Origin of the sequence: Allobosea sp. (genome assembly GCF_051860145.1) — a bacterium.
Lineage (GTDB): Bacteria > Pseudomonadota > Alphaproteobacteria > Rhizobiales > Beijerinckiaceae > Allobosea.
The window spans coordinates 40,799-58,244 of sequence record NZ_JBHYEM010000013.1; the positions used below are offsets into that span (position 1 = coordinate 40,799).

Sequence of the window (17,446 nt, forward strand, 5' to 3'; positions counted from 1 at the left end):
CGCGCTCTACGAGCGCTCCTCAGGATGAGGGCTAAAGCTGATGCCCGATGCGAAGGTCGGCTGCCATGGGATTCCTGTCAAAGGCGAAAACGCGATCAGCCGTATAAGTCCGGGCGATGGCCGTCCTCGCCGAGTGTCGCGGTCCAGGTCTCGTCGATGACGAGGCCGCGCAGGATGTCCCAGGAGAGCTGGCCGATGGCGCGCACGGCCGCCGGCATCGGCCGCTCGGTCGAATAGGCGAGATAAACCTTGCGATGCAGCGTCGGCTCCTCGATCCGCCAGGTCGCGAAGACGCCGGCCTTCGCCTGCGCGCTGACCGCCATGCGCGGCAGGATGCCGTAGCCGAGGCCGCGCTCGGCCAGCCGCTTGATCTGCGTGTAGGATTCGATCTCGATCGCCGGGCTGATCGGAGCGCGCACTCCCGCGGCCGCCTCGTCGATCTGGTCGCGCAGCCCGTGGCCCTGTCCCGGCAGGATCAGGTCGAGCGTCGCCGCCTCGGCCAGGCTGATCACGCCGCCATCGGGGATCGTCACCGCAGTCAGCGAGGGCAGCCCGAACAGGCAGAGCTCCTCGGTCAGGACATGGTGGATGCCGAGGCCCTTGGGGTCGGAGGTCGAGTAGATCACCGCGAGATCGACCTCGCCCCGGCGCAGCCAGTCGAGCACGAAGCCGCTCATCGCCTCGGCGATGCGGATGCGCACGGCCGGGTAGCGCTCGCGCGCCGCCTCGATCAGCGGCACGCTGAACTGCTCGCTCACCGTGCCCGGCAGGCCGATGCGGACCTCGCCGCCGGGCGCTGCCGCATCGCCGCGCACGGTGTCCCTGAGCTCGGCGAACTCGGCCAGGATGGCGCGGGCCCGCTCGAGCAGGCGTTCGCCGGCCTCGGTCGGGATCACGCCGCGCGTGCCGCGATGCAGCAGCGCCACGCCGAGCTCGTCCTCCATATGGCGCAGGTGCTGGCTCAGCGCCGGCTGGGCCACGCGCAGCTTGGTCGCCGCCTTCGAGAAGGAGCCCTGTTCGACGATCGCCGTGAAATAGCGGAGCTGGCGCAAATCCATCGGTGTTTCGTTTCCCCCTCCGGCCAAAGGCCGTCGACCTTGGTAGCCTCCGCGCGCGCCCAAGGCCAGACGCGCCGAGTGCGAGGGGCTCGGGGAAGCATGTCCGCTCGCTGGCCGGAATCGCAATGGCGTCAGCAGCTTGGCGGCCGAGCTTGAATCAGATCCTGCGGGCGGCGACGCGCCACGCCCTCCAGCTTCCGCCTACGCGCGCCAGAGCGAAGCCTTATTGGCTCTCCCGCAGGGGCAGGTGCATCCTCGTGCGGTGCTTTGCCGTTCGAGGCTCCGGCATGGATCCCGGATCAGCGCGGCTTCGCCGCTTGTCCGGGATGACACGCGTTCCTGCGAATTGGCGGTAGATCCTAGTCCTCCCGCAGTGGCCGCGGCACGGTCACTGGCCGTGCCTCGCGCGCCTGCGCGGCGAGGCGCATCGGCGCATTGACCGCTCCGAACCCGGAATAGCCGCCGCGCCGCTCGACGATCTCGAAGAAGAAGCGCTGGGCGAAGACATGGCTGTAGACCTGCAGGAACTCGGCCTCGCCGTCGCGGTCATAGAGGATGTGGTGCTCGCGCAGCCGGTCGACGAAATCGGGCTCCAGCCCGTGCCGGGCCTCGAGATCGTCATAGTAGTTCTCGGGGATGTCGAGGAAAGACAGGCCGGCCTGCCGCATCGCCGTCACCGCTGCGAAGATGTCGGGCGCCGAGAAGGCGATATGCTGCACGCCCGAGCCGAAATGCTCGGAGACGAAGCGCGAGGACAGGGTGCGGGTCGCCTGCGAGCCGTTGAGCACGAAGCGCACCGCCCCGTCCTGGCTGACGATCGGCCGGCTCTCGACGAGCCCGGCCGGGTCGGCGATGGCGAGCTGCGGGATCCGCTCCAGGGCGAAGAGCGAGGTGTAGAACAGCAGCCAGGACAGCATCTCCTCATAGTCCATCGACTGCGAGATATGGTCGACGCTCTGGAGGAGGGCGGCGGGCGCCGTTCCGTCCCCCGAGGCCGCGACGAATTCCTTTTCCCAGACATGGCCGAGCTCGCCCTCGGCTTGCGTGAAATAGATCAGCGAGCCGCCGACGCCGCGAATGGCCGGGATATGCATCTCGCCCGGTGCGATCGGCTGCTCGAACGCCGCGATCTTCAGCGCCTTGGCCCGCGCCATGGTCTGGGCGACATCTCCCACCCTGAGCCCGATCGCGCAGACGCCGGGACCATGCATGATCGCGTGCGACTGCGCGAAGCCGTCCTTCTCGGTGTTGAGCACGAGATTGATCGCGCCCTGGCTCCAGCGCGTCACCGATTTGCTGAGATGCGTGCCGGTCTGGCGGAAGCCGAGCGCCGCGAAGAGCTGCGCCAGATCATGCGCCGTATCCTCGTCCAGCGCGAACTCGATGAACTCGACGCCGATGCACTCGGCGCGCGGCGGCAGGTTCGGCTCGGCCTGGTCGGCGAGCTGGATCAGCGAGCGCACGCCGTCGCTCGCCAGCCGCCTCGCCGAGCCGGCGCGGAACTGGTCGTTGAAGACCTCGAGTGAGAGCGGTCCGGCATAGCCCGTCGCCTCGATCGCCTTGACGAAATCGGCGACGGGCAGGTCGCCCTGGCCCGGAAAGCAGCGGAAATGCCGGCTCCAGCTCAGCACATCCATGTCGAGCCTCGGCGCATCGGCGAGCTGCACGAGGAAGATGCGGTCGCCCGGGATCGCCGCGATCGGCTCCAGCGGCGAGCGCCGCGCCAATGTGTGGAAGGAATCGAGGATCAGGCCGATGCGGGGATGGTCGGCGCGGCGCACGATCTCCCAGGCGTCGCGGTAGTCGTTGACATGGCGGCCCCAGGCCAGCGCCTCGAACCCAACCCTGACGCCGTGCTTCTCGGCCAGTCCGCCCAGCTCGCGCAGGTCGGCGGCGGCGCGGTCGATGCCGCCGAGCGCCTGCGGCGAGACATTCGAGCAGATCAGCATCAGCTCGGCGCCGAGCTCGTTCATGATCGCGAATTTGCGCTCGGCCCGGGCGAAGGCGCGGGCGCGCAGCGGCTCCGGCAGCCCCTCGAAATCGCGGAAGGGCTGGAAGGCGGCGATGCTCAGGCCGAGATCGGCGATCATTCGCCCGACATCGCGCGGGCTGCCGTCGAAGGTGACGAAATCGTTCTCGAAAACCTCGACCGCGTCGAAGCCGGCGGCGGCGATCGCCTGCAGCTTCTCGGCGAGGTCGCCGCTCAGGCAGACGGTGGCGATCGAGGTCGGATTCATGCGGCGCGCGCCCCGGATGGGATGGAATCGGCTGTGAGCGCAACGGCCGCGCCCGTCCTGGCGGCTTCCGCCACCGCCTCGACGACGGCGAGTGTGCGCGCGGCATCGGCTGCGCTCGTCAGCGGCGTTTCGGTCCCGCGAATGACCGCACAGAAATGGCGGAGCTGTTCGGCCAGCGGCTCGACCGGCTCGACGGCGCGGCTTTCAAGCACGAGCGGCTCGCGCCAGCCCGCCTTGCCCTCGTAGCGCCAGAGCCCGAGCTCCGGCAGTGCCAGCGAGCCCTCGCTGCCGGCGATCAGGCAGCAAGGCGCGTCGCGTTGCGGAAAGGCCTTGTTCTCCCCGGAGCTGAGTTCCCAGTTCCAGGGTGCGGGCGTCGCGTCCGAGACGGTCGCAGTGCCGAGCGCGCCATTGGCGAAGCGGAAGATCAGCACCGCGCTGTCCTCGACGGGGAGGCCGCGCGTCGCATTCGAGGTCATCGCCTGCACGCTCTCGATCTCGCCGCAGATGAAGCGGAGATTGTCGATGTCGTGGATCAGGTTGATCAGCACCGGGCCGCCGCCGGGCTCGCGCCGCCAGGCCACGTCGAAATAATCGTCGGGCTTGCGGATCAGGAAGAGCGCGTTGACCGCGACCAGCCGGCCGATCTCGCCGCTGGCGACGATCTCGCGTGCCGTCTTGACGATCGGGTTGTGGCGGCGGTGATGGCCGACGAGGACCGGCACTCCCGTGCGCGCCTCGACATCGACCAGCTTTTGCGCCGCCGCCAGGCTCTCGGCCAGCGGCTTCTCGACCAGCACCGGCACGCCGGATTCCAGGCAATCGACGGCGCCTTGCACATGCAGGGCGTTCGGCGTCGCGATGATGGCACCGTCGGGCCGCATCGCCGCCAGCATCTCGCGCTGCGAAGGGAACCAGCGCAGGCCGCGCTCGGCGGCGAGCGCCTGCGCCGACTCGGCCGGGTCGCAGATCGCCGCGCAGGCGCAGTCCGGCGAGGCCTCGATGCGCGAAAGATGGGCGCGGCCGATCAGCCCGGCGCCGATGAGGGCGATCTGGAGGGGAGGGCTCATGCCGCCTCCGTCATGGCGCCGCCGAGGAAGAGCTGGCCGACGCGCGGGTCGGCTAGGATTTCCGCCGCCGGGCCCTGCATCCGCGTCTGGCCGAGTTCGAGGACCAGCCCCTCGTCGGAGATCTCCAGCGCCGAGCGGGCGTTCTGCTCGACCATCAGGATGGTGACGCCGCGCGAGCGCAGGTCCTGCAGGATGCCGAAGGTCTCCTGCACCAGCATCGGCGAGAGGCCGATCGAGGGCTCGTCGATCAGCACCAGCTTGGGGTCGAGCAAAAGCCCGCGCACGATTTCGAGCTGCTTCTGCTCGCCGCCGGACAGGGTCGAGGCTTGGCTGTCGGCCTTGCGGCGCAGCGCCGGGAAGCGGTCGAGCGCCGCCTCCAGCCGCTTCGGCATGTCGGTGATGTTGCTGCCCGCGGCGACCGCGCCGAGCTCGATATTGTGGCGCACCGAGAGCTCCGGGAAGATGTTGCGGCCCTGCGGCACATAGCAGATGCCGGCTTCCAGCAGCTTGCGCTGGTTCCAGTTGGTGATCTCCCGGCCCTCCAGCCGGATATGGCCCTCGCGCACCTTGAGCAGGCCGAAGATCGCCTTGAACACCGTGGATTTCCCGGCGCCGTTCGGGCCGATCACGGTGGTGATCGCGGCCCGCCGGACCTTGAACGTGGTGCCGTTCAGGATGGTCATGGCGCCATAGCCGCCGACCACGCCGTCGAGTTCGAGGATATGAGGCGTCATCGCATCGTGTCTCCCTGAACGTCATTCTCGGGCGGAGCGTAGCGCAGACCCGAGAATCTCCTGAAAGAGATGCTCGGGTCGGGCCCGAGCATGACGCGTGTTTCAATGCCCCAGATAAGCTTCGATCACCTGCGGGTTCGCCCGGACCTCGGCCGGAGTTCCCTCAGCAAGAACCTTGCCTTCCGCCAGAACGATGACGCGCGAACAGAGCGACATCACGAAATCCATGTTGTGCTCGATCACCACGAAGGTCGCGCCCTGCTCGGCATTGATGGCGCGCAGGCGTTCCTTGAGGTCGCCGAGCATGGTCAGGTTGACGCCGCCGGCCGGCTCGTCGAGCAGGACGAGGCGCGGCCCGGCCATGAAGGCCATCGCCGCATCGAGCAGCTTCTGCTGGCCGTAGGAGAGCCCGCCGGCCTTGGCGTCGACGAGATGGCCGAGCTTGAAGAAGCCGATCATCCTGTCGGCCTTCTCGGTCAGCCCCGCGTCGCGCCGCCCGAAGAAGCGGGTCAGCATGCTGCCCTCGTGCTCCTGGCCGGCGAGGATCAGGTTCTCGCGCACCGAGAGCTCGGGGAAGACCTGGAGGAGCTGGAAAGTGCGGCTGACGCCGAGCCGGTTGAGGTCGGAAGGGCGCATGCCGGTGACCTCGCGGCCGTCGAGCTTGACCGAGCCCTCGCTCGGTTCGAGCTGGCCCAGGATGCAGTTGAACAGGGTCGACTTGCCGCAGCCATTCGGCCCGATGATGCCGAGGATCTCGCCTTCCTTGACCGAGAACGAGACGCCGTTCACCGCCTTGATGCCGCCGAAAGCCTTATGGATGTTGCTGACTTCCAGGACCTGGCTCATTGGTTGCCTCCCACCTGCTTGCCGGTGAGCTTCGCGTAAGCCCGCTCGATCAGCCCGCTGACGCCCTGCGGGCAGGCGATCAGCAGCAGCATGACGATCGCGGCGAAGATGATCAGGTAGAGCGAGCCGACGACGCGCAGCCATTCCGGGAGCACGACGCCGAGCAGCGCGCCGATGAAGGGGCCGAGCAGATAGCCGGCCCCGCCCGCCACCACCATCAAGAGCAGGAAGAAGCTCTGCGACAGCGAGAAGGGCGAGGGGTCGATGAACTCGACCAGCGGGGCATAGAGCGCGCCGGCAAAGCCCGCATAGGCCGAGCCGATGGCGAAGGCGAGCAGCGTGTACATCCGCGTGTCGACGCCGAGGCTCGCGGCCCGGATCGGGTTCTCGCGCAGCGCCATGAAGGCCCGGCCCCAGGGCGAGCGGATCATCCACCAGAGCGCGACGGCCAGGATGAAGGTGACGACGACGACGAAGCGATGGAAGGCCAGCGCCCGGTCGAGCTTCAGCCCGAAAAAGCTCGGCCGCGGGATGTTGGACAGGCCGAAGACGCCGCCGGTCAGCCATTGCTCGTTGCGCAGGACCAGCCAGATCAGCGTCGAGAAGGCCAGCGTCACGAAGGCGAGGTAATGCGCCTTGACCCGCAGCGCCGGGAATCCGAGCACGAGGCCGACGGCGAAGGTCAGCAGGCCGGAGATCGCGAAGGAGGCGTACCAGTTGAGCCCGACCTTGCTGGTCAGCAACGCCGTCGCATAGGCGCCGATGCCCATGAAGGCGGCCTGGGCCAGCGATTTCAGCCCGGCATAGCCGAGCGTGAGGTTGAGCCCCATCACGGCGATGCTCATCACCAGCCAGAGCGAGAGCACATAGGTGCCGTAGCGCCCCATGCCGGAGGGCGCGAACCAGAGGATGACGGCGCCGAGGATGAGCGTGATCAGCGTGCCGTCGGCGGAGGCGGGCAGGGCGAGGCGATGCTGGCGCTCGCTCGCTGCGCTATGGCTGGCTGGCGCGGTCATACGCGGCGCTCCTCTTTGCGGCCCATCAACCCTTCCGGCTTGAGCAGGATGATGACGACGAGCAGGATCAGCGGCACGGCGAGGCGATAGGAGGTCGAGACATAGGCCGCAGCCAGGCTGTCGACGATGCCGACGACGAGGCCGCCGACCAGTGCGCCGCGCACCTGGTTGAAGCCGCCGACGATGGCCGCGATGAAGGCGAAGAGGCCGATCACCTCGCCATTCGAGAACTTCGCCAGATAGATCGGCGAGATCAGCACCGAGGCGACGACGGCGAGCGCCGCGTTGATCACGAAGGTCAGCAGCACCATACGCTCGACCGGGATGCCGAGGATGCGCGCCACCGTCGGGTTCTGCGCCGTCGCCTGCATCTGGCGGCCGAGGCGGGTGCCGCCGACGAACCATTGCAGCAGGCCGATCACCGCGAAGGCGACGACGATGATCGCCAGATGCTGCATCGAGATCGAGGCGCCGAAGACCGAGATCGTCTGCGTCGGCACAAAGGAGGGGAAGTTCTGCGCCTCGGCCGAGAAGCCGTCCTTGGCGCCTTCCTTCATGATGATCGACAGCGCCATCGTGGCGATGGCGAGCGGCAGCACTCCGTGCCGGATCATCGGATCGACCACCATGAGCTTGAAGCCGGCGCCGAAGATCAGGATGAAGGCGGCGATGCCGATCAGCGCGCCGAGCCAGATCGGCGCGCCGAACAGCTTGATCGCCAGCAGCACCATGACGGCCGGCAGCATGACGAACTCGCCCTGGGCGAAATTGATCGTCTGCGAGGTCTGCCAGACCAGCGTGAAGCCGATCGCGGCGAGCGCGTAGATCGCGCCCGTGGCGACCCCGGCAATGAGATAGGCGATGAGTTCGGCCATGGCGTTTTCTCGCTCGGTTCGTTGAGCGTCATGGTCGGGCTTGACCCGACCATCTCTGGACGACGAGATTCTCGGGTCGGCGCGCTGCGCCGCCCGAGAATGACGTGCGCGTTACGGGTTGATCTTCGGCAGCGTTGCCGTGATCACCTGCTTGCCGTCCTTGACCTCGGCGAGGAAGCTCTCGCGGTCGAGGTCGCCGTTCTTCTCGATCGTGGTCTCGATCAGGATGCCCGGCTCTTCGGAAGGCTTGATCGTCGCACCGCGCAAGGTGTCGGCGACGCCCTTCTTGTCGAATTTCTTCTGCTTCTCGGTCGCCCACTTCACCATATAGACGGCCATGTAGCCCTTCAGGCCGTTATGGTCGGAGGCATAGTTGTACTTCGCCTGGAACTTCTTGCCGAACTCCTGGAAGGCCGGGATCGGGGCGTCGATCGAGAGCCCGACATGGCCCTTGACGCCGTTGGCGGCATCGCCCGCGAGCTCGATCACCTTGGCGCCGAGCAGGGTGGTCTCGCCGACCATCGGCTTGGTGATGCCCTGTTGCTTGGCGGCGCGCAGGAAGCGTGCGCTCTCCTCCTCGTTCAGATAGACGAAGACGGCATCGGCGTTCGAGTTCTTGATCTTGATCGCGTCGGCGGCGAAATCGGCCTGGCCCTGCTCGGTCGCGACATCGGCCGCGACCTTGATGCCGGCCTTCTCCAGCTCGGGGATGATGGCGTCGCGCCCGCCCTTGCCGAAATCGTTATTGACCCAAACCACGGCGACCGAGCCGGCCTTGACCGTGTCCTTGAGATATTTCGCGATCTTCGGCATCGCCGCGCTCTGGCTCAGCGAGGTCCGGAACAGGTACTCGTTGCCCTGCTTGGTCAGGCCGGCCGCCTCGCCGCCCATGATCTGGGCGATCTCGGCACGCTGGGCGATCTGCATCGAGGCGCCGATCGGGCCGGAGAAGACCGGGCCGAGCACGGCATAGGTGCCCTCGTCGATGGCGCGCTGCACGGCGGCACGCGTGTTCCCCGGATTGGTCTGCGTGTCGTAATGGGTGATCTCGATCTGCTTGCCGAGAATGCCGCCCTTGGCGTTGATGTCGGCGACGGCGAGGTCGATGCCGTTCTTCCAGTTGGTGCCGGCGGTCGCGCCGGCGCCCGAGAGCTCGACGACATCGACGAGCTTGACCTTGTCCTGCGCCATGGCCGGCGCGGCGAGCCCCGCGCTGAGCGCGGCGGCGATGATCCATTTGGCTTTCATGCTATTTCCTCCACTCGTTGGTTTCTTGTCTCTGCCCGGTTCCCGCCGGGCCATCTCTCAGGCAGCGCGAACGATCGAGGCGCGCGCCGCCATGGTCCTGTCGAAGCTCTCCGCCATCGCCTCCTGCGAGGGCTCGAGGCCGGTGAACAGCCGGAACGCGTCGAGCGCCTGATGGATGGCGAGTTCGCGCCCGGTCATCACGGTCGCGCCGGCCGCCTGCGCCGCCTTGAGGAACGGCGTCCAGAGCGGATAATAGACCGCGTCGGCGATCCATTGTTCTTCGCGGATGAGGCCGGCAGGCACCGGCATGTCGCGGTTCGGCAGCATGCCCAGCGGGGTGCCGTTGACGATGCCGGCGGCCCCGGCCACGGCCTGTTCGACGCTGTCGGCGATCATGGCCTCGGCGCGGGTTTCGAGCAGGCCTGCGAGCGTCTCGCATTTCGCCCGGTCGAGATCGAAGAGGTTCAGCCGCGTGACGCCGCAGGAGGCGAGCGCGAAGGCGATCGCCTTGCCGACGCCGCCGGCGCCGATGATTGCCACCGGCCCTTCGCCCACCGGTCGGTTCAGGCCGCGATAGGCCGCCGCGAAACCGCTGGCGTCGGTATTGTGGCCGACCAGCTGCGCGCCGTCGACGACGACGGTGTTGACCGCGCCCATCGCCGCGGCCTCGGGGGAAAGCTCGTCGAGCAGGTCGACCACCGCTTCCTTGTAGGGGAAGGTGACGTTGACGCCGGCGAAGCCCAGCCGCCGGACGCCCTCCAGCATGGCGATGAGATCGAAACGACTGGCGCCGGCGACCTCGACGAGGTGATAATGCGCCTCGAATCCGGCCGCCCTCGCTGCCGCCTCCTGCATGGCCGGCGTGGCCGAATGCGCGATCGGCGAGCCGATCAGCCCGAGCAGGACGCGCTTCGTCTTGTTGGCGATGGCGATTGCCGGCATATCCGTCCCTTTCGGCTCGCTTGTCATGTGCAAGCGTTGCCAAGCGCCACTTAAACCGATTTACCGCAGTAACGCGATAACCAATTCGTCGTGATTACCTAACCTGATGTTACGATCTCGGCGCTCGGCTGCGCCGTTGACTGTCGCACCGTCACGACGGCGTTCATCTCCTCGCGCAGCAGCGCGACAAAGGTCTCGGCATAGAGCGACGGGGCCTTGTCGTTCTTGATCGCGACATAGGTCTGGAACTGGGTCGGCTCTTCGATCGGGATCGCGGTGATGCCCTGCATCGAGCCATGCGCGACGGTGAACTGGTCGATCACCGCGATGCCGAGCCCGGCCCGCACCAGCGAGCAGACGGTCGTGCCGAAGCGCGCCTTGATCCGCATGTCATAGGCCAGGCCCTGCCGCGCGAAGATCTCGCTCATCACGCGCCCGTAGGGATCGTTCGGGTCGATGCCGATCAGCTCGTGCCGCACGATCTCGCGCGCCGACAGGGCAGGGCGGCCGGCGAGCTCGTGGCCGTCGGGCACGATGCAGAGCAGCTCGCCCATCGCCAGCGGCACGAAATCGATGCCGGGATGGTCGAGCTTGTAGCTCATCGCCGCGATCTCTCCCTTGCCGAGCAGCAGATAGTCGAGCGCTTCCTCGATCTTCAGGATGTTGATGTCGATGCGCAGGTCGGGATGCTTGCGCCGCAGCCGCTCGATCGCGCGCGGCACCATGACATGGCAGATGCTCGGCACCGAGCCGAGCCGGAGCTCGACATCGCCGCCGCGCTCGATGCGGGCGAGCGTGTAGTGCAGGTCGTCGACCTTCTTGTAGACGCCGTTGATCTGCTCGAAAATGTCGTTGGCTTCCGGCGTCGGGACATAGCGGCCATGGCGGCGCTCGAACAACTTCAGCCGCAAGGTGCGCTCGGTATGTTTCATCAGCCGGCTGATGCCGGGCGCCGAGACGTTGAGCAGCTTGGCCGCGCCGGCGATCGTGCCGGTGATCATGATGGCGCGGATCACCTCGATCTGGCGGAGCGTCAGCATGGTCGGCATTTTCCTCCCGGTCTTGTTTTGCCACAAGCGGAGGCGAGGCCGGCCGGGCTGTCAAGCCGCGCCGAACGGGAGCGGAGGGGGAGTGGAGATCGAGATCAGGCGCGCAGGGGCGGCGGACGAAGCGCTTTTCGCGCAGGTGGCGGCGGATGTCTTCGACGAGCCGGTCGATGCCGCGCGGCTCGCCGCCTATCTCGCAGCGCCCGGGCATCTGATGCTGGTCGCGCTTCACGGCGGGCAGGTCGTCGCCCAGGTCGCGGCGGTGGTCCACCGGCATCCCGACAAGAAGACCGAGCTCTATATCGACGAGGTCGGCGTCACGCCCGCCCTGCAGCGCCGCGGCATCGCGCGGCGCATGCTGGACGAGATGTTCGACTGGGGTCGGGAACTCGGCTGCGAGGAGGCCTGGGTCGGGACCGAGCCTGACAACCTGCCGGCGCGCGCGCTCTATGAGCGCCGCTGCGGCCCGGCCGAAAGCTTCGTCATGTATGTCTGCGAGCTCTGAGCGTGTCCGCCTTCGACGTCATCGCGAGCGCAGCGAAGCGATCCAAGGGGCTTGCGTGAGGCTCCTGGATTGCTTCGCTGCGCTCGCAATGACGATCCTGGGCAGTACGGAGAGAGATCCTAGTTGCCGGGAAGAGCCTTCAGCAGGTCGCGCTGCGCCTGCATGACCGGCAGCGTCTTGGCGGCGAAGGCCTTGAGCTCCTGGTCGGTGCCGGCCTCGGCATAGGCCGAGAACAGCGCCACCGCCTCCTCGGAGGCCTGCTGCTGCGACTTGATATAGGCGCGGTCGAAATCGGCGCCCTGCAGCGTGCCGAGCTCGCGCAGGATGTCCTGGTGCTTGCCGTCGGGGATCTCGGGCGCGCTGATGCCGGTGCGCTTGGCCAGGATCTGCCGCAGCCCGGTGCCGGCCGTAGTGCGGTCGTTGACGGCGAGATGGGCGAATTTCTTGATCTCGGCCGAGGCGCTCTTCTGCAGTGCCATGGTCCCCGCCTCGACGCCGAACATGTTCGAGACCGCGGCCTTGGCGACGAATTCGTGGGGAGGCATGGGCGCCTGTGCCTGACCGGGCGAGGCGAGGAGCGCCAGCGTCATCAGGGCGAACAGGAATGATTTCATCGATACCTCGCAGACATGCGTTATCGCCCCCCAGGCGGTAACCGGCGACCTCTCGCGATGTTCCCCCGCCTTTAGAGCCCGGCCCGATCAGGTTGAACCAACCCGATCGGTGAATCTGCTTTTAGACTATCGATCGAGAACGCGCGAACCGCTCGGATTGCTTTGCGTTCCGATCGGCGCGTGCTTCCGGACCGTCAGAAGACGTCATGCACCCGCAGGCGCGTCGATTCGATGTGGCGTCCGATCACATCCGAGAGCGCGTCGGCGTCGCGCTTCAGCAGCGCCACGATCATTTCTTCGTGCTCGGCCACCGCGCCGGCCCATTTCACCGGTCCCTCGTTGCCGATGAAGCGCAGCCGCTTGATCCGCGCCTGCAGGGTCTCGTGCATCTCCATCAGCACCTTGTTGCCGGAGGCTGCGACGATGGCGCTGTGGATCGCCTGGTTGAACTTGAAATATTCGAGCCGGTTCTTGGCCTCGTAGAGCGCGATCATCTCCTTGTGGAGGCCATGGATCGCCTCGATCGTCGCGTCGCTCGCTTGCTCGCAGGCCATGCGGCCGCCGAGCTGCTCGAGCGATTTCAGCACCTGCAGGATCTCGGCGAGGTCGTTCTCGGAGAAGCGGCGCACCACCGCGCCCTTGGCCGGCTGGATCTCGACCAGGCCCTCGCTCGCCAGCGTCTTGATCGCTTCGCGCAAGGGCGTGCGCGAGACGCCGAGCTGGGCGCCGATCTGGCCCTCGTTGATGCGCTGGCCGGGCGCGAGCCGGCCCTCGATGATCATGTCGCGCAGGCGCTCCAGCACCTCCTCGTGCAAGGTGCGCCGCATGATGCGCGGGTAGCTGTCCGGCGCATCGCTGGTCATGTCAGCTTCGTTCGTCATCGCCGTCCCTCGCTCTGCATCGTTACGGCATGGGGGCTATCGCCTGTCAACGCGCCGCCGCGTAGCGTTCCACCACGGTTTCCGCGAAGATCGCGTCCTGCTTCAGCCGCGTCTGCAGCAGCGTCGAGCCCTCGTCGATCGCGACGTCGCCAAAGCGGATCGCCGCTCCGGCCGCGACCGGGCGGGTGAGCTTGCGGTCGGCGACCAGGTAGAACGGCGCCGGCCTGTCGTCGGCGAGCGCCGCTGCGGGCCGCATCTCGGCGCCGACATCCTCGATGCTGTGATGGTGCCCGCCCATGGTCAGCACCGTGCCGGCCGGCAGGTCGCGCTGCGCCACCGCGACCAGGTCCCAGCGTGGGCGGTAATCGTCGCCATAGCCGGAGCGGCCGAGGCCGGCCGCGTCGAGGATGCTGGTCGCAGCCTCGACGCCGAGCAGATGGCGCGGCAAGTAGAGCGTCGCGGTGCCGGCCGCGCGGCTGACGACATGGCCCTTGCCGGCCAGCATGTCCCAGGTGGTGTCGTCCTCGCAGCGCACGACGATGAAGACGCCGCCGCCGAAGCTCGCCTCCTCGGCCAGCCGCAGATGATGGAAGACGTCGACCCGGCGCGTGCCGGAAATCAGGCCGCCTCGCTCGCGCGGCGCGAACAGCTCGGCGAGCTCCGGGATGCGCGCCGGCGGCGCGTGGAAGCCGGGCGTGTCCGGGCCGAGGCCGATGGCATTGGCGACCAGCGTCATCTCGCAGAGATCGGGCACGGCGCGCAGCGGGAAGGCGCTGCCCAGGATGCGGGCGCGCTCGGCGGCGGTCGCCACGGCCGAGCGGTCGCCGGGCAGCCAGTGCTGGCGCAGCTCCGGGAGGGAATGTGTCACGCCGTTGCAGGTGACGGAGCCGGTTGCGGCGTCGAGCACGAAATCGTACTCGCTCGACTTGCCGGCGGCGATGATCTCGAGACCGAGCACCTCGGCCCAGGTCGCGAGCGCGACCAGCAGGCTCGGCTGGTCGCCGTCGACGGGCGTGACCACGAGCCCCTTGTCCCTGGCCATGCGCGCGAGGCCGGGCCCGACGACGCTGTCGGCCTCCTTCGAGACCAGCGCGACATGTCGTCCCGCCTCGATCGCCGCCAGGCTGTGGCGCGTCGCCGCTTCCGGGCTGCCCGTCGCCTCGATCAGCAGGTCGAAGGGCAGGTCGATGACGGTCTCCAGCTTGCCGGCGGCGATATGCCGGCCGGCGGCCCAGGCGGCTTTGGCCTCGGCCGGAGTCTCGCAAGGCGCGATCTCGCGTGGCTCGATCCCGGCGGCGGCCATGGCGCGCGCGGCGCCTTCGGCGCTCATGTCGACGGCGATCCGCGCATTGACCAGCCTGATGCGGCGGGCCTGGCCCAGAAAGCTCTGGCCGAAGCCGCCGCTGCCGACCAGGCAGGTTTCGACAGCTTTGCCGATGCCGGCATAATGCGCGTGGAAATTCATGTCCGCTCCTCCCGGTGCCGCGTTGCGACTCTCACCGGCCGCCACTTTGGCTTAGCCTATAGCACGATGATTATGCTGCATACAGCATACTTGTGAGGTCATGGGGCCTGTGCTAGGTCGGAGGGCAAGTCTTGTGATGCGGGAGAGAAGCAAAGCCATGGATACGCGCGTGAACGGATCGCTGCCAACGATCGCGGCCGCCATGGGTGATCCCTCGGGGATCAGCCCCGAATTGATGGCCCGCATCCTGGTCGAGCCGGATCTCCGTTCGGCGGCGCGCTATGTCGTCTTCGGCGACAAGCGCCTGCTCGATCTCGGAGCCGCCGACGGCAAGGTCGATCCCGATGTCCTCGTCATTGGCGAAGGCGACGAGATCCCCGCCGATTCGGCCAAGCCCGTCTTCGTCGACCTGGCGAACCACGATCCGGCGGCGCTCGAGCGCGGCAAGGCGACGCTGGCCGGCGGCAAGGCCGCGACCGACAACTTCCGGCACGCGCTGCGCTTTGCGTCCGAAGGCAAGGCGGATGCGGTCTTCTTCACGCCCTTCAACAAGGCGGCGATGCGCTTCGCCTATCCCGGCTATGACGACGAGATCCGCTTCGTCCGCGACGCGATCGGCTTCGAGGGGGCGGCGAGCGAGTTCAACATCCTCGACGGCCTGTGGAACGCCCGCGTCACCTCGCATATCCCGCTCTCGGAGGTCGCTGCCGCGATCACGCAGGAGCGCATCCTCAGGGCGCTGACGCTGGCCGACGCCAATCTGCGCGCCGCCGGCTTCAACCCGCCGCGCATCGCGGTCGCGGGCATCAATCCCCATGCCGGCGACGGCGGGAATTTCGGCCGCGACGAGATCGATACGATCGAGCCGGCGGTGAAGACCGCCAAGGCCAAGGGCTTCACGGTCGAGGGGCCGTTCCCGTCCGACACGGTGTTCCTGCGCGCCAGGAACGGCGATTTCGACGCCGTGCTGACGATGTATCACGACCAGGGCCAGATCGCGATGAAGCTGATCGGCTTCGACCGCGGCGTCACGCTGATCGGCGGCTTCCCGTTCCCGATCTGCACGCCGGCGCATGGCACCGCCTACGAGATCGCCGGCAAGGGCGTCGCCAATCTCGGCGCCACCCGCGCCGCGCTCGGCCTCGCCATCAAGATGGCGAATGAAGGAAGGGCCGCGCGCAAGGCGGCGGCCTGAAGACGGACCCGGCAAGGCGGTCACGACAGAAGCCGCCCGACAGCCATCAACCAGGGAGAGACCCATGAAGTCCTTGAGCATTGCGGCCGGTATCGCGGCGGCCTTCAGCCTCGCCGGCGCCAACGCGGCGCAGGCCTGGCAGCCGACCAAGCCGGTCGAGTTCGTCGTCACCTCGGGCGCCGGCGGCGGCACCGACAATTTCGCCCGCGTCATCCAGTCGATCATCACCAAGCACAAGCTGTTCGATCAGCCGATCGTGGTGGTCAACAAGGGCGGCGGCAGCGGCGCCGAGGGTTATATCCACGGCAAGGCCGGCAAGGGCGACCCGAACCGGGTCATCTTCGGCACCAACAACGCCTATCTGCTGCCCTATGTCGCCAAGCTCGGCTACAAGCTCACCGACCTGACGCCGGTGGCCGGCCTCGCCCTCGACGAGTTCATCCTCTGGGTCAACGGCCAGGCGCCCTATGCCGACGCCAAGAGCTATATCGAGGCGGTCAAGGCCAAGCCCGGCACCTTCAAGATGGCCGGCAGCCAGTCGAAGGACACCGACCAGACGCTGACCTCGATGATCCAGGACGCCGCCGGCGTGAAATGGATCTATGTCCCCTTCCAGGGCGGCAGCGCCGCGGCCGTGCAACTCGCCGGCGGCCATGTCGATTCCAACGTCAACAACCCCAACGAGAATATCGGCCAGTGGAAGGCCGGGCAGGTGAAGCCGCTCTGCGTCTTCTCGCCCGTGCGCCTCGCCAAGGGCGAGCCGGTCCATGACGGCAAGGGCTGGGGCGACATCCCGACCTGCAAGGAGGCCGGGCTGCCGCTCGAGACCTTCCAGATGCCGCGCACCGTCTGGCTGCCGGCCGATGTCCCGGCCGATGCCGTGGCCTTCTATGCCGACGTGCTGGAGAAGGTCAGCAAGACGCCGGAATGGCAGGAATTCGTCACCCGCACCTCGCAGACCGGGCGCTTCATGAAGGGCAAGGACTTCGCCGACTTCGTCGCGAAGGACGAAGCCGCGAACAAGAAGGTCTTCGAGGAAGAAGGCTGGGTGGTGAAGTAAGCAGCCATCCCAAGTCCGGTTCCGGAGCGGCCTCGGCCGCCCCGGGGACGGGCGATGCCTGATTTGGTTTGGTCGTCCCGGCCGTTCACCACTGCCGGGACGACGGCGTTGATGTCGAAGAGACGGCGCCAAGCCGTTCGCTGGAGGAGGCTGCCATGATCACCCGCTTCTGGGCCGAATCCGCCATGGCGGTGGCGACGATGGCCTTCGGCCTCGTCATCGTCTACGGCGCGCTCGAATTCGGCATCGGCTGGGATTCATCCGGCCCGGAGCCTGGCGCGTTCCCGTTCTACACCGGCCTGCTCGTCGCGCTCGCGAGCCTCGGTACGCTCGTCGTGACGCTGGGCAAGCGTCTTGCCGGCAGCGGAAGCCTGCAGGAGATCTTCCTCGATCGGGAGCAGGCCGGCCGTGTCGTCGCCTTCTTCCTGCCGCTGCTCGCCTTCGTCATCGTCAGCGTCACGCTGGGCATGTATGTCGCGACGGCCGTGTACCTCGTCTATGCCATGCGCTTCCAGGGCGGCTATGGCTGGCTGGTCTCGCTCGCGGCCGCGCTCGGCACCATCCTGGTGTTCTACGTGACCTTCGAGAAGTTCTTCCAGATCGGCCTGCTCAAGGGCCCGCTCGAGCGGGCCATCGGCCTTTGATCACCCCGTTTTC

The 17,446-nt window shown here is 67.6% G+C and carries 17 protein-coding genes; 4 read left to right on the top strand and 13 right to left on the bottom strand.

The window, feature by feature from the left end:
- Positions 1–95: 95 nt before the first annotated feature.
- From ACTIF2_RS19395 to ACTIF2_RS19440, 10 genes are all read right to left on the bottom strand, one after another.
- Positions 96–1,058, bottom strand: a complete 963-nt coding sequence (locus ACTIF2_RS19395) for a LysR family transcriptional regulator (protein WP_439498751.1) — start codon at positions 1,056–1,058, stop codon at positions 96–98.
- A gap of 359 nt (positions 1,059–1,417) precedes the next feature.
- Positions 1,418–3,295, bottom strand: coding sequence for a bifunctional sugar phosphate isomerase/epimerase/4-hydroxyphenylpyruvate dioxygenase family protein (locus ACTIF2_RS19400; RefSeq protein WP_439498752.1), 1,878 nt, complete (start codon positions 3,293–3,295; stop codon positions 1,418–1,420).
- Entirely contained in the window at positions 3,292–4,362 is a 1,071-nt protein-coding gene (locus tag ACTIF2_RS19405; protein ID WP_439498753.1) for a Gfo/Idh/MocA family protein, read from the bottom strand. The genes ACTIF2_RS19400 and ACTIF2_RS19405 overlap by 4 nt, the downstream gene beginning before the upstream one ends.
- A complete protein-coding gene (locus tag ACTIF2_RS19410; RefSeq protein WP_439498754.1) occupies positions 4,359–5,096 on the bottom strand; it encodes an ABC transporter ATP-binding protein in 738 nt (245 codons plus the stop codon). The genes ACTIF2_RS19405 and ACTIF2_RS19410 overlap by 4 nt, the downstream gene beginning before the upstream one ends.
- A 102-nt stretch (positions 5,097–5,198) precedes the next feature.
- Complete coding sequence (locus ACTIF2_RS19415) at positions 5,199–5,942, bottom strand: ABC transporter ATP-binding protein (protein WP_439498755.1); 744 nt, start codon at positions 5,940–5,942, stop codon at positions 5,199–5,201.
- Positions 5,939–6,958 (bottom strand): branched-chain amino acid ABC transporter permease, encoded by a 1,020-nt coding sequence (locus tag ACTIF2_RS19420; RefSeq protein WP_439498756.1) that lies wholly within the window; start codon positions 6,956–6,958, stop codon positions 5,939–5,941. The genes ACTIF2_RS19415 and ACTIF2_RS19420 overlap by 4 nt, the downstream gene beginning before the upstream one ends.
- Positions 6,955–7,833 carry a branched-chain amino acid ABC transporter permease gene (locus ACTIF2_RS19425; RefSeq protein ID WP_439498757.1) on the bottom strand — a complete coding sequence of 293 codons (879 nt, stop codon included), beginning with the start codon at positions 7,831–7,833 and terminating at the stop codon, positions 6,955–6,957. Before ACTIF2_RS19425 ends, ACTIF2_RS19420 begins: the two co-directional genes overlap by 4 nt.
- Before the next feature lie 111 nt (positions 7,834–7,944).
- Positions 7,945–9,081, bottom strand: coding sequence for an ABC transporter substrate-binding protein (locus ACTIF2_RS19430; RefSeq protein ID WP_439498758.1), 1,137 nt, complete (start codon positions 9,079–9,081; stop codon positions 7,945–7,947).
- Positions 9,082–9,138: 57 nt separating this feature from the next.
- Positions 9,139–10,023 (bottom strand): shikimate dehydrogenase, encoded by an 885-nt coding sequence (locus ACTIF2_RS19435; RefSeq protein ID WP_439498759.1) that lies wholly within the window; start codon positions 10,021–10,023, stop codon positions 9,139–9,141.
- A gap of 98 nt (positions 10,024–10,121) precedes the next feature.
- The gene (locus ACTIF2_RS19440; protein WP_439498760.1) at positions 10,122–11,063 is read right to left on the bottom strand and encodes a LysR family transcriptional regulator; all 942 of its coding nucleotides are present in this window, start codon (positions 11,061–11,063) and stop codon (positions 10,122–10,124) included.
- A gap of 91 nt (positions 11,064–11,154) precedes the next feature.
- Here ACTIF2_RS19440 and ACTIF2_RS19445 point away from each other — a divergent pair, with 91 nt between their 5' ends.
- A complete protein-coding gene (locus ACTIF2_RS19445; RefSeq protein ID WP_439498761.1) occupies positions 11,155–11,574 on the top strand; it encodes a GNAT family N-acetyltransferase in 420 nt (139 codons plus the stop codon).
- 119 nt (positions 11,575–11,693) lie between these two features.
- Here ACTIF2_RS19445 and ACTIF2_RS19450 read toward each other — a convergent pair whose 3' ends face one another.
- The 3 genes from ACTIF2_RS19450 to ACTIF2_RS19460 all read right to left on the bottom strand — a co-directional run bounded on the left by ACTIF2_RS19450 (position 11,694) and on the right by ACTIF2_RS19460 (position 14,534).
- Complete coding sequence (locus tag ACTIF2_RS19450; RefSeq protein ID WP_439498762.1) at positions 11,694–12,188, bottom strand: DUF4142 domain-containing protein; 495 nt, start codon at positions 12,186–12,188, stop codon at positions 11,694–11,696.
- A 194-nt stretch (positions 12,189–12,382) separates the two neighbouring features.
- Positions 12,383–13,069, bottom strand: coding sequence for a GntR family transcriptional regulator (locus ACTIF2_RS19455; RefSeq protein ID WP_439498763.1), 687 nt, complete (start codon positions 13,067–13,069; stop codon positions 12,383–12,385).
- A 46-nt stretch (positions 13,070–13,115) separates the two neighbouring features.
- Positions 13,116–14,534: an SAF domain-containing protein gene (locus ACTIF2_RS19460; RefSeq protein ID WP_439498764.1), complete on the bottom strand. Its 1,419-nt coding sequence runs from the start codon at positions 14,532–14,534 to the stop codon at positions 13,116–13,118.
- Positions 14,535–14,691: 157 nt separating this feature from the next.
- Between ACTIF2_RS19460 and ACTIF2_RS19465 the strand changes: the two genes are divergently transcribed.
- The 3 genes from ACTIF2_RS19465 to ACTIF2_RS19475 all read left to right on the top strand — a co-directional run bounded on the left by ACTIF2_RS19465 (position 14,692) and on the right by ACTIF2_RS19475 (position 17,433).
- Positions 14,692–15,729, top strand: a complete 1,038-nt coding sequence (locus tag ACTIF2_RS19465; protein WP_439498765.1) for a 4-hydroxythreonine-4-phosphate dehydrogenase PdxA — start codon at positions 14,692–14,694, stop codon at positions 15,727–15,729.
- A 64-nt stretch (positions 15,730–15,793) separates the two neighbouring features.
- Complete coding sequence (locus ACTIF2_RS19470; protein WP_439498766.1) at positions 15,794–16,789, top strand: Bug family tripartite tricarboxylate transporter substrate binding protein; 996 nt, start codon at positions 15,794–15,796, stop codon at positions 16,787–16,789.
- A 155-nt stretch (positions 16,790–16,944) separates the two neighbouring features.
- The gene (locus ACTIF2_RS19475) at positions 16,945–17,433 is read left to right on the top strand and encodes a tripartite tricarboxylate transporter TctB family protein (RefSeq protein WP_439498767.1); all 489 of its coding nucleotides are present in this window, start codon (positions 16,945–16,947) and stop codon (positions 17,431–17,433) included.
- Positions 17,434–17,446 lie beyond the last annotated feature (13 nt).